The following is an 11385-nucleotide window of genomic DNA, read 5'->3' on the forward strand; positions in this document are numbered from 1 at the left end:
CTAACCGCAAATGATCCACCTCCCCGCATAACGGGGAGGGATTTAAGTATTTGAACTTTAAATTTTTTTACGCCTTCCCAGCCATATAGGCCGGGAGCCACGCCTCGTTGGTTTCGCGCAAACGTTCGAGGCTGACGCACAGACCGGCATAGATCAGGTCCGTCCCTGTCGCCACACCGACCACAGCCACCGGCACCTCAGCCTCCGCGGCCTGGGCAATGACCAGATGGGCCGCGGCTTCGTCGACGGCGACCAGGTAACGCGCCTGATCCTCGGCGAAGGCAAAGATATGGTCGTCCAGATCACTGGGGTTCTTCAGCTCCAGCCCGACCTTCGACGCCAGCGCCATATCGGCCGCAGCGCACAACAGGCCGCCGTCCGACAGGTCGTGGACGCCTTTGGCGACACCCGTCTTGATCAGCCGGCGGACCAGAACGCCATTGGCCTTTTCGCTTTCCAGGTCGACCTTCGGCGGCGCGCCGATTTCCAGGCCGAAGACTTCACGCAGGTAGAGGGTCGACCCCATCTCGCCCTTGGTCTCACCGACCAGCAGCAGGACCTGGCCCGGACGCACCTTGTTGAAGCCGATACGCTGGTCGTAGTCCTTCAGCAGGCCAACCGCACCCACGGTTGGCGTCGGCGGAATGGCGATGCCGTTGGTCTCATTGTACAGCGAGACATTGCCCGACACGACCGGGAAGTCGAGTTCTCGGCAGGCCTCGGCCATGCCGTCGATGGCGCGGACGATCTGGCCCATGATCTCGGGCTTTTCCGGATTGCCAAAGTTGAGGTTGTCCGTGATGGCGATGGGCTCTGCGCCGACAGCGGTCAGGTTGCGCCACGCTTCGGCGACGGCCTGCTTGCCGCCCTCATAGGGGTTCGCCTTGACGTAGCGTGGCGTGCAGTCCGAGGTGACGGCCAGTGCCTTGCGCGTGCCATGGACGCGGACCATGCCGGCGTCGTGGCCGGTCGAGGAGTCCGACAAGGTGTCGGCCATGACGTGGCGGTCATATTGTTCCCACAGCCAGCGCTTGGACGCCATGTCCGGGCAGCTCATGATCTTCAGCAGGGCGTCACCGACCGGGGCGACAGGCACTTCGGAGGCATGCAGTTCCGGTTCCTGGGCCGGTTCGACCCACGGACGGTCATACAGCGGCGCGTCGTCCGACAGAGGCGACAGCGGTAGGTCACAAACGACCTCGCCATGATGCATCAGCACGATACGGCCGGTGGTGTTGGTTTCGCCGATGACGGCGGCATCCAGGCCCCACTTCTTGAAAATGCGGTAGCCGTCTTCCTCGCGGCCGGGCTTCAGGATCGCCAGCATGCGCTCCTGGCTTTCCGACAGCATCATCTCATAGGCGGTCATATTGACTTCGCGCTGGGGCACTTTGTCGAGGTCGAGAATAATACCCAGTCCGCCCTTACCCGCCATTTCCACAGAACTGGAAGTAAGCCCCGCGGCGCCCATATCCTGGATCGCCGCGACAGCGCCCGAAGCCATCAGCTCCAGCGTCGCCTCGATCAACAGCTTTTCGGCAAAGGGATCGCCGACCTGAACGGTCGGGCGCTTCTCTTCCGAATCTTCGGAAAATTCCGCCGACGACATGGTCGCCCCATGAATTCCGTCGCGGCCGGTCTTGGAGCCGAAGTAGACAACGGGCAGGCCGGGCTCGGGGGCCGCGGAATAGAAGATCTTGTCGGCATCGGCCAGACCGACGCACATGGCATTGACCAGGATATTGCCGTTATAGCCGCTGTGGAAGTTGGTCTCGCCGGCAACCGTCGGAACGCCGACGCAGTTGCCGTAGCCACCGATGCCGGAGACGACGCCTTCGACCAGGCGGCGCGTCTTCGGGTGACCGGGCTCGCCAAAGCGTAGGGCATTGAGCAGCGCTACCGGGCGGGCGCCCATGGTGAAGACGTCGCGCATGATGCCGCCAACGCCCGTCGCCGCGCCCTGATAGGGCTCGATGAAGGACGGGTGGTTGTGCGATTCCATCTTGAAGATGCAGGCCTGGCCGTCGTCGATGTCAATGACACCGGCGTTCTCGCCCGGGCCGCAGATGACGCGCGGGCCGGTGACCGGGAACTTGCGCAGGTGCAGGCGCGAGGATTTATAAGAGCAGTGTTCGGACCACATGACGCTGAACACGCCCAACTCGACGTCATTGGGCTCGCGGCCGAGACGATCGAGGATGACCTGATACTCGTCGGCCTTCAGGCCGTATTCGGCGGCCTTGTCGGCCATGGATTTGGGTGCGTTGGCTGTGGTGGTGCTCATGGTGCGCCGTTTAGCGGATTCAGCCCCCGCGCTCAAGGAGCGAAGCGTTAGCGCGGGGAAAAAAGCGCTCAAGGCGCGAGGCGTTAGCGTGGGGAAAAAAGCGCTAAGGAACGAAGCGACTACTTGCCATCGTAGACGAACGGAAACTTCGGCCGATCGCTCTTTATACAGGTGGCATCGACATCGGCGTCGGCGGTTTTCAGGAACTGTGCCACCAAAGTCTTGGCGCAGGTGCTGCCGCCAGCGATGGTATGGGTGCGATTGGGGAAAAAGTAGTTGCGGCCCTTGCTGAGGCCCTTGACGGTTTCGTCGGACAGTTCCGCCGGGCAGCCGGCATCGATGTCGGCCGACAACATCAGGGTCGGGATGTCGCTGACCAGGGCTTCGTTCTCGACGGCCCCGCCCTTGCCAGTGGCAAAGGCCTGGCAGACGGCGAAGAAGCGACGTGTGTCGCGCGCCACGGCGGCCGCGATCGGATCATTGGCGTCGACCCTGTCCAGGGCTGCCGGGTCTTCGAAGCTGAACTCCTCCCGGCAAAGCGTTGTGAAGAACTGACCTTCGGTGTAGCCAGCCTGGGTCTTCACAAACTTGCCCAGGGCCTTGTAGTCCCCGTTCAGCAGCTTATCGATGGTCGTTGGCAAGGCACTTGCGCCGTCCGGGCTATAGATTTGGTCCAGCAGGAAGGCGCCGACGGCGTCGGCCGTGTAGGTCTGGTCCTTGTCGGTGACCGGCGTGGTCAGCCACTGGCGCAGCCGGGTGTCGAAGCGGGCGGCCAGGTCCGGATACTTGCCGTTGCATTCGTTATCGCCGGCGCAGTAGGCCAGAACCTGACGGACTTCCCGCGACACCAGGCCGGGCAGCGGCGCCGTCGCATTGGCTTCAGGCGGCCAGGTCGAATTCAACACCACGGCGCGCAAATCGGCAGGATCGTGCTGCATCACCGCCATGGCGACGCGTGTACCGTAGGAGCCGCCGTACAGGTTATAGGCCTTGATGCCCAGCGCTTGGCGCAGGTCGCGGACGTCCTGGGCGATGACGGCAGAATTGTATTGCGTCAGATCGATGCCTTGGGCGGCCAGCTTGCGACCGCAGGCCTGCAGTTCGGCCACGCCGGCATCGCTGGTAACGCCGGCATCGGACAGGGGCGCTTCGCCGCAATCCAGCGACGGCGTCGACTTGCCGGTGCCGCGATGGTCGAAAAAGATCCAGTCACGGTCCTCGGTAACGAGACCCGGCTTACGGCGCAGACGAAAGGGGAGGCCGGAGACGACGTCACCGCCTGGGCCGCCGTGCAGGAAGATCACCGGATCGGATTTCCGGTCACTGGCGGAGGCACGGACGATGACGATGGGAAGGGCGACGGTTCGGCCATTGGCCTTGCCGCGGGTTTCCTCGACCACCATCGTGCCGCATTCGATGCCCTTCAGGCCGATATAGGCGAAGCTGCAGGATTGTTTGTGGTAGCCAAGCGCGGTGGGCGTCTTTTGTGGCAGGCAGGCCGTGGCCAGAAGGGCCAGACCGGTTACGACAAGAAGACGACGCCACATGATAAGACACTCCCCACACAGAGGCGGCATAGGGGCACCGCCATGGGGGATTGTCAACCGGCCCTCACGCCGCGACTGCCGCCTTCAGCAGGCTCTTGAACATCGGTGCGCCGTCGGCCGAGCCCAGAGCGTCTTCAAAGGCGCGGTCGGGGTGCGGCATCATCCCCAGCACATTGCCGGCCTTGTTGATGATGCCGGCGATGTTGTTCATCGAGCCATTGGGATTTTCGACATAGCGGAAGACGACCTGGTCATTGTCCTCGATCGCCTTCAAAGTGTCGGCGTCGGCGAAGAAGTTGCCATCGCCATTACCCTGCGTCATCCACACCGTCTGCTTGTTGCCATAGGCGTTGGTGAAGCGCGTGGTGCGGTTCTCGATCGTCAGCTCGATCGGCTTGCAGACATATTTCAGGCCGGAATTGCGCAGCAGAGCGCCCGGAAGGAGTCCGCTTTCACACAGGATCTGAAAGCCATTGCAGATCCCCAGCACGGATACGCCGCGCTCGGCCTCGCGCTTCACGGCAGCCATCACTGGCGATTGCGACGCCATGGCGCCGCAGCGCAGATAGTCGCCGTAGGAGAAACCGCCGGGGATGACGATCAGGTCCAGGCCTGACGGAAGCTCCGTCTCCTGGTGCCACACCATCTCGACCTTGCCATTGACGGAGGTCTCGACAGCGGTCTTGCAGTCGCGGTCGCAGTTGGAACCGGGGAAGACGAGGACGGCGGCTTTCATGGTTTTACGCCACCTCGACCTTGTAGGATTCGATGACCGTATTGGCCAACAGCTTCTCGCACATCGCCTTCAGCTCACCCTTGGCCGCTTCCGGGTCCGACCCGTCCAGGTCAAACTCCAAAAGCTTGCCGACGCGGACATTGGCGACGCCGTCCCAGCCGAGGCCGTGCAGGGCGCCTTCGACGGCCTTGCCCTGAACGTCCAGAACACCGGGTTTGAGGAAAACGTGCACTTTTGCTTTCAAGGGGGGCGCCTTCATTTTACTGTATTCCGCCTTCGATGACCTTGGGCATGTCGCCCATGATGCCGAGCCGCTTGGCGACTTCGGTGTACGATTCGATCACATTGCCCATGTCGCGGCGGAAGCGGTCCTTGTCCAGCTTCTCATTGGTCGCTGCGTCCCACAGACGGCACGAATCCGGGCTAATTTCGTCGGCCAGGATAACGCGTGAAAAGTCGCCTTCGAACAGGCGGCCATATTCGATCTTGAAGTCGACCAGGGTTATGCCGACCGCGGCGAACATGCCGCTCAGGAAATCGTTGACCCGCAGCGTGGTCGCCAGGATGTCGTCGATTTCCTGGGTGTTGGCCCAGTTGAACGCCGTCACGTGCTCTTCGGTGACCATCGGGTCTTCCAGGGCATCGTTCTTGTAGTAGAATTCGATGATCGACCGCGGTAGTTGCTGGCCTTCCGGCAGGCCGAAGCGCTTGGCCATGGAGCCGGCGACGACGTTACGGCAAACGACTTCCAGCGGGATGATCTCGACTTCGCGGATCAGTTGCTCGCGCAGGTTCAGGCGTTTGATGAAGTGATTCTGCACGCCGATATTGGTCAGTTTCGTCATCACGAATTCGGAGATTCGGTTGTTGATGACACCCTTGCCCTCCAGGACGGCTTTCTTCTGGGCGTTGAACGCTGTGGCGTCGTCCTTGAAATACTGAATCAGCGTGCCGGGCTCGGGGCCTTCATACAGAATCTTGGCCTTGCCTTCGTAGATTTTTTTGCGGCGGGTGGTCATTGGACCGTCTCCAGAAAAGGGAGGGGCCGAAACAGTCAAGCAGACTCTTATCGGGAAAGCATCTTACGGGATGCGCGTTGGCGCCGCAAATAAACAAAAACTTTTGCCGTGTAAACGCCGGTTCTTGTTGCGCGCGCGAATAAGCGGATTTACAACATCGCCCTGCCTGAAAGGTGCTGTTCACATGTCGCATTCCGAGCCTATCCCCGAAGCCGCTTCTGTTGGGGACGCTGCCGAGCGTAAGGCGGCCTCGGGTCGCAACCGCGCCATTGCCCTGTGGGCCGCTGCCCGTATGGACCTTAATCCTCAGTCGACGGAACTTTACGCCCAGGCGGTCGAGAACTTCCACGCGGATCGCCCGACCGAGGAAGACGTGATTCGCAAGATCTATGGCGACCTGATAGCCTCCAACATCCAGGTGCGCGAAAGCGAAGTCCGCACCCGGGCGGCGGAATTCCTGGCCCAGGCGCGCGAAGCCGGCAAAAACGGGAACTAGCGATCGGGGGAACGATGCTCGAAGATGTATTGAAACGTCAGGAGCGCCGCGACGAGCGTGAAAGTCGATCGATCAGATACCTCGTCTATGGGCTTTTGGCCGTCTTCGGACTTGGTATGCTGGCGCTTAGCGCGTGGTTTTTCCTTGAACCGCTTGGATTCTGGCGCTTGCCGGCAGTGATCCTGCTTCTCAGTGTTGCCTTCGCCACCGCCGTCTGGTTGCTCCGGACGAAAAATGAACGGCTGCGGGATTGGGTCGGGAATGTCCTGTCTGCGGCTTTGCTGGTGACGATTTGTGGACCAGAACTTTGGCGGCGAATGGACCTTATTGGTCCTTCGCACAGTCTGGCCATGGCTGGACTGGGGCTTGGCCTGTGGCTCCTGCTTTGGGTAAGACTTAAGGACTGGGGAGCGCTTATTGTCCTACCGATGGCGTATTTCGTCGCCGTTACGGGATATATTTTGGTCGGCTACCTGTCCGGTCACATGATTTTCGCACAACTGATGCATCCCGGTTTGGCGGGTGTGCTGTTCGTTATCGGACTGATTTTCTACGGGATATTTGTGTACGGCGTCTGGTTTGGCAAGCGTCCCGCAATCGAAGTTCTACAGGAGAGCTAAATGCGTCTTCACCAATTTGCCGGCCTGATCGCTGGTTTCAGTCTCCTCGCCCTGGCCGGTTGCGCCTCGGTTCCGACCGGTGGGGGCGGGGGCAGTGGCCTGCCCGAACAGCCGATCGATGCGCCACCGCCACCTCCGCCCTCGGAGACCACCGTCGTCGAAGAGCCGGCGCCGCCACCTCCGCCACCACCCCCGCCGCCGGAAATGCTGGTCTCTGGCCTGGCTTGGGAAATGAACCATTCCGAACGCGCGCCGTGGTCGACCGAACTGCGCACCCAGGTCCGCGCCAATCTGGCGTCGTTCGACAAGGCGACCGACTGGGCCGATTTTTGCCCGACCTATGGCAGCCTGACGGCCGACGACAAGGTCGAGGTCATCGCGACCCTGGCCGTCGCCATCGCCCGGTACGAGAGCAACTACAATCCGCACACCATCTATCATGAACCGGCGCCGCTGAACGTCGATTCGGTAGGCCTGTTCCAACTGCCCTATGAGGACGGCTTTACCTGGTGCACCCTGAACCGCACCGCCAAGTCGCTGGAAGATCCAATCAACAACATCCGTTGCGCCGTGCCGAAAATGGCCAGGCTGATTGCCAAGGACAAGGTCGTCACCGCCGGTTCGACGGGCGCCAACGCTCAGGGCCTGGCGCGCTACTGGTCGACGGTTCGGCTGGGGCCGACGCATAAGCTGGCGGAAATCCGCAACGCGACGCGAGGCCTAAGCATCTGCCGGGCCTGACCTCCCTTAATCACGGGATAGACCACAGCGGATGGCATCAATAGACCTCTGGGGGCCAGGAACTGACATTCGGCCAATGCCCCCCGGCGGCCGGATAAAGACGGAAGGCGTTTCCCTATGGCGCCTTCCGTCGCTTTTTTTGGCTTAAGCGAACCGTCCTGTGATTGAAAACCTCGGCCCGCCGGCGTAGGGCGCCACCGACGCCACCGAGCGCGGCTGGTCCCCGGCAAACAGTGCCAGATCGTTCAGGCGCGGCATGATCCCGCCTTCGATGTCGCCGGACGGAGAGTGGAACAGCATCTGACCGCCCCAGTCGCTGCGCCAGTCCTTCGTGAAACTCCACTCGAAGCACAGCCGCGCCGCCGTATCGGTGTGCCGCGTCACGAAATCGCCCGGACGATAGCAGGCGGCGTTCAGCGCGATCAGGTCCAGCCCCGACATCCCGGTCAGGCTCTCGCAGAACCGAGCAAAGGCCGGCGATTTGATCATGTCGGCCAGAGGCCTCAAAGCCTCACCGTCCAAAGTCCCCATAAGCTCATAGCCCAGCCGCAACCATGACAGCCCGTTCTGAGCACGCTCCGCCGCTTCCGTCAGCCGATTCTGGATATCGCTTTCGGGAAGGGTGGCCAGTTCGCGGCGGTTGATCACTTCTGGGCCATTGCCACCGACCAGGTGCAACTCCCATGGCGTCTGCTGCTCCAGCGCATGGTGCACGGCCGCCGCATCGTCGTCCAACAACACCCCCTCAAGCCGTATGCGGCCCTTGGAGGCAAACCGGCTGAGATAGCCGGCGGTGTCAAACTGGGTATTGAGCGTCAGCATGGGGGATCACCGTGTCACGCCGCGCATGCGGCATCGATCGTTTTAGATCCACAGATTGCACAGATTACACAGATTTCGCCGCTGCGCGACGGTAGTTTAAATGTCTTCTAATCTGTGAAATCTGTGCAATCTGTGGATAAACTTACTTTCCGAACACGCGGACGAAGATCGTGTCGACGTGCTTGGTGTGATAGTCGAGGTTGAAAAACGGCTCCAGTTCTTCACGGGTGAAAAACTTCGACACATCTTCATCGGCGGCCAGAAAATCCAGAAACGCCCCTTCGCCGCGCCAAACCTTCATGGCGTTGCGCTGGACGGCGGAATAGGAATCTTCCCGCGACATGCCCTTTTGAGTCAAAGCCAGGAGCACGCGCTGCGAATGGACCAGTCCGCCCAGACGGTCGATATTCTTCTGCATGTTCTCCGGATAGACCAGTAGGTTCTCGATGACATTGGCCATGCGGCGCAACGCAAAGTCCAGATGCACGCAGGCATCCGGCGCGATGCCACGTTCGACCGAGGAGTGCGAAATATCGCGCTCATGCCACAGGGCGACGTTTTCCATCGCCGGCACCACCGCCGACCGCACCAGCCGCGCCAGGCCGGTCAGGTTCTCGGTCAGGATCGGATTGCGCTTGTGCGGCATGGCCGAGCTGCCCTTCTGGCCGGGCGAGAAATACTCTTCCGCTTCCAGGACTTCGGTGCGCTGCAGGTGACGGATCTCGACCGCCAGTCGCTCGATCGACGACGCGACAATCCCCAAAGCCGCAAAGAAGGCGGCATGGCGGTCACGCGGGATGACCTGGGTCGAAACCGGCTCGACGCTCAGGCCCATCTTGTCGGCGACATAGGCTTCGACCTCGGGCGAGACATTGGCGAAGGTTCCAACGGCGCCGGAAATGGCGCAGGTCGAGATCTCCTCGCGCGCCGTCACCAGGCGGGCACGGGCGCGGACGAACTCGGCATAATAGCCGGCCAGCTTCAGGCCAAAGGTCACGGGCTCGGCATGGATGCCGTGCGAACGGCCGACCGTGGGCGTGAACTTGTGCTCCAGCGCGCGGCGTTTCAACCCGGCCAGGACCAGGTCAACGCCTTCGATCAGCAGGTCGGCGGAACGTTGCAGCTGAACGGAAAAACAGGTGTCCAGCACGTCTGACGACGTCATGCCCTGGTGCAGGAAACGCGCTTCCGGACCGACAATTTCCGACACGTGGGTCAGGAAGGCGATGACGTCATGCTTCACCGTGCGTTCGATCTCGTCGATGCGCTCGGCGTCGAACTCGGCGTCCTGACCCTTTTCCCACAACGTCTTGGCGGCTTCGGCGGGGATGACACCCAGTTCGGCCATCTTGGTGGCGGCGTGGGCTTCGATTTCAAACCAGATCCGGTATTTGGTCGCGGCGTCCCAGATGGCGGCGGCGTCCTTGCGGGCATAGCGGGAGATCATGGCGGAACCTTATGCTGACGGAAGTTTTGCGGCCTGATGGGCGCAGGCGGGCCGGGTGTCAAGTGCTGATCCGCCGCACCTGCGAAACCGCCGTCCTCACAATCTGGTTAATTTACGCTTTGTGGGTGTGAAGGCTTGGCGAGGTGGTTTAGAAAAGGTTAATTTTGCGGGCTAGGGTCTATTCTATTTTGCTGTTTGAGGGTTGTTCGTCGTGTCCAAGCTTTTCCTGAATTCCGGTGCCGCTATTATCGCCTTGTCTGCGCTGGCCCTGGCCGGGTCCGCATCGGCGTACGGCAGCAAGCCGGCGGTCAAGCCCGTCAGTACCGGCTTCACCGAATCATCCCACCGTGTGGCCGATCAGACCGTGGCTCTGGTCCAGTCCGGTAGCCCCGGACCGGCTATCCCGAACGGCGAGGTTCTCGCTTTTGACGGCAGTGAAGGTTCCGCGGCCTGGCAATCCGTGCCGGAAGAGCTGCGCAAATACGCCCGCCCGGGCCAGTGCTTCGCCCGCCTGTTGGTCGCGCCGGAATTCGAGACCTACAAGGACCGCGTCCTGGTCGCCGAGGCCCGCACCGAAACCCGCACCATTCCTGAGGTCAGCGAATGGCGCGTGCGCGACGTGATGGTCACGCCGGAAAAGGTTATGCGCCGCGTCATGCCCGGCACCACCCGCCAGGTTATGGAGACCGAAGTCGTGACGCCGGCCGGCTTCCGTGACGAGGTCATTCCCGCCCGCTACGAGACCCGTGTCGAACGCGTCATGGTCCAGCCGGAACGTCAGGTCTGGGTGGAAAAGGCTGGTATTCCGACTGGCGCCGCGCTGGTCACACCGGTCACACACGAAGCCGTCCGTTACCGCGCCGACGGAACGCTCAGCTGGCCTGGCAAGAATCCGATCATCGTGCCGGCCGATAACGCTACGGCACAATACCTGCAACAGGGCAGTGCCCAGACCGTGCTGTGCCTGGAAATCCTTCCCGCCGTGTTCGAAGACCGCAAGGTTCAGGTCCTGGTCCAGCCCGAACAGGTCCGGCGCATCGAAATCCCCGCCGTGACCCGCAAGGTCAAGCGCACTGTGGTCGACACGCCCCAGCGCGAAGAAGAATATGTCGTCCCGGCCGTCTACAAGAAGGAAAAGGTCAAGGAAGTCGTCACCCCGGCGCGCACTGAAACCATCGAGATTCCGGCTGTCTACCGCGACGAAGTCCGCAACCGCGTCACCGAAGGCGCGCAGCCTGTATGGCGCGAAGTCCTGTGCGACAAGAACGCCTCGCCGGCTCTTGTGTCGGACATCCAGCGTGAGCTGAACAAGCGCGGCTACAATGCCGGGCCGGTCGACGGCAAACTGGGTTCGGGCACGGTTTCGGCTATGCAGAAGTTCCAGGCCGATCAGGGCCTGCCACAGGGCCAAATGTCGGTCGAGTCGGTTCGTGCTCTGGGTATCAAACTGTAAGTCGAATAGCGTTGCCTTGCGCCTTTTTATCCTCCACCGCTTGCGGGGGAGGTGGCGAGCAAATGAAGCCGAAGGCGAAATGCGTCGAGACGGAGGGGGAGACGATGCACCGGCAGACAGCAATAAATAATACAATTTAACTGTGAACGGCGGATTTTGGCTTCAAAGTCCGCCGTTTTTGTACCTTCGGAGTCTATACTGCGTCCCTGCCTTAGTTTTT

At 61.5% G+C, this 11385-nt stretch carries 11 protein-coding genes; 4 read left to right on the plus strand and 7 right to left on the minus strand.

The window, feature by feature from the left end; genetic code table 11:
• Positions 1-67 precede the first annotated feature (67 nt).
• The 5 genes from purL to purC form a co-directional block, all read right to left on the minus strand.
• Complete coding sequence (gene purL, locus ABI_RS20265) at positions 68-2284, minus strand: phosphoribosylformylglycinamidine synthase subunit PurL (RefSeq protein ID WP_006274939.1); 2217 nt, start codon at positions 2282-2284, stop codon at positions 68-70.
• 119 nt (positions 2285-2403) lie between these two features.
• A complete protein-coding gene (locus ABI_RS20270; RefSeq protein ID WP_006274940.1) occupies positions 2404-3831 on the minus strand; it encodes an alpha/beta fold hydrolase in 1428 nt (475 codons plus the stop codon).
• A 64-nt stretch (positions 3832-3895) separates the two neighbouring features.
• The gene (purQ, locus tag ABI_RS20275; protein ID WP_006274941.1) at positions 3896-4567 is read right to left on the minus strand and encodes a phosphoribosylformylglycinamidine synthase subunit PurQ; all 672 of its coding nucleotides are present in this window, start codon (positions 4565-4567) and stop codon (positions 3896-3898) included.
• Between the two features lie 4 nt (positions 4568-4571).
• Positions 4572-4811, minus strand: a complete 240-nt coding sequence (gene purS, locus ABI_RS20280) for a phosphoribosylformylglycinamidine synthase subunit PurS (protein ID WP_031237123.1) — start codon at positions 4809-4811, stop codon at positions 4572-4574.
• A 16-nt stretch (positions 4812-4827) separates the two neighbouring features.
• Positions 4828-5586, minus strand: coding sequence for a phosphoribosylaminoimidazolesuccinocarboxamide synthase (gene purC, locus ABI_RS20285; RefSeq protein WP_006274943.1), 759 nt, complete (start codon positions 5584-5586; stop codon positions 4828-4830).
• A 184-nt stretch (positions 5587-5770) separates the two neighbouring features.
• On the opposite strand from purC, the gene ABI_RS20290 reads away from it, so the two are divergent.
• From ABI_RS20290 to ABI_RS20300, 3 genes are read left to right on the plus strand one after another with little or no spacing between them, the layout of a single operon-like run.
• Positions 5771-6082 carry an ATPase inhibitor subunit zeta gene (locus ABI_RS20290; RefSeq protein WP_006274944.1) on the plus strand — a complete coding sequence of 104 codons (312 nt, stop codon included), beginning with the start codon at positions 5771-5773 and terminating at the stop codon, positions 6080-6082.
• A 14-nt stretch (positions 6083-6096) separates the two neighbouring features.
• On the plus strand, positions 6097-6702 hold the full coding sequence (locus ABI_RS20295) for a hypothetical protein (protein ID WP_040309775.1): 606 nt from the start codon (positions 6097-6099) through the stop codon (positions 6700-6702).
• Positions 6703-7443 (plus strand): transglycosylase SLT domain-containing protein, encoded by a 741-nt coding sequence (locus ABI_RS20300; protein ID WP_006274946.1) that lies wholly within the window; start codon positions 6703-6705, stop codon positions 7441-7443.
• A gap of 144 nt (positions 7444-7587) precedes the next feature.
• Here ABI_RS20300 and ABI_RS20305 read toward each other — a convergent pair whose 3' ends face one another.
• Complete coding sequence (locus tag ABI_RS20305; RefSeq protein ID WP_006274947.1) at positions 7588-8265, minus strand: 2OG-Fe(II) oxygenase family protein; 678 nt, start codon at positions 8263-8265, stop codon at positions 7588-7590.
• 142 nt (positions 8266-8407) lie between these two features.
• Entirely contained in the window at positions 8408-9712 is a 1305-nt protein-coding gene (gene purB, locus ABI_RS20310; RefSeq protein ID WP_006274948.1) for an adenylosuccinate lyase, read from the minus strand.
• 211 nt (positions 9713-9923) lie between these two features.
• Between purB and ABI_RS20315 the strand changes: the two genes are divergently transcribed.
• On the plus strand, positions 9924-11165 hold the full coding sequence (locus tag ABI_RS20315) for a peptidoglycan-binding domain-containing protein (RefSeq protein WP_157139034.1): 1242 nt from the start codon (positions 9924-9926) through the stop codon (positions 11163-11165).
• The last annotated feature ends 220 nt before the right edge of the window (positions 11166-11385 follow it).

Origin of the sequence: Asticcacaulis biprosthecium C19, from assembly GCF_000204015.1 — a bacterium.
Taxonomy (GTDB): domain Bacteria; phylum Pseudomonadota; class Alphaproteobacteria; order Caulobacterales; family Caulobacteraceae; genus Asticcacaulis; species Asticcacaulis biprosthecius.

Bases quoted from the DNA above. Each gene is read 5' to 3' on its own strand.
- purL (WP_006274939.1), bottom strand. From the start codon at position 2,284: ATGAGCACCACCACAGCCAACGCACCCAAATCCATGGCCGACAAGGCC.
- ABI_RS20270 (WP_006274940.1), bottom strand. From the start codon at position 3,831: ATGTGGCGTCGTCTTCTTGTCGTAACCGGTCTGGCCCTTCTGGCCACG.
- purQ (WP_006274941.1), bottom strand. From the start codon at position 4,567: ATGAAAGCCGCCGTCCTCGTCTTCCCCGGTTCCAACTGCGACCGCGAC.
- purC (WP_006274943.1), bottom strand. From the start codon at position 5,586: ATGACCACCCGCCGCAAAAAAATCTACGAAGGCAAGGCCAAGATTCTG.
- ABI_RS20290 (WP_006274944.1), top strand. From the start codon at position 5,771: ATGTCGCATTCCGAGCCTATCCCCGAAGCCGCTTCTGTTGGGGACGCT.
- ABI_RS20295 (WP_040309775.1), top strand. From the start codon at position 6,097: ATGCTCGAAGATGTATTGAAACGTCAGGAGCGCCGCGACGAGCGTGAA.
- ABI_RS20300 (WP_006274946.1), top strand. From the start codon at position 6,703: ATGCGTCTTCACCAATTTGCCGGCCTGATCGCTGGTTTCAGTCTCCTC.
- ABI_RS20305 (WP_006274947.1), bottom strand. From the start codon at position 8,265: ATGCTGACGCTCAATACCCAGTTTGACACCGCCGGCTATCTCAGCCGG.
- purB (WP_006274948.1), bottom strand. From the start codon at position 9,712: ATGATCTCCCGCTATGCCCGCAAGGACGCCGCCGCCATCTGGGACGCC.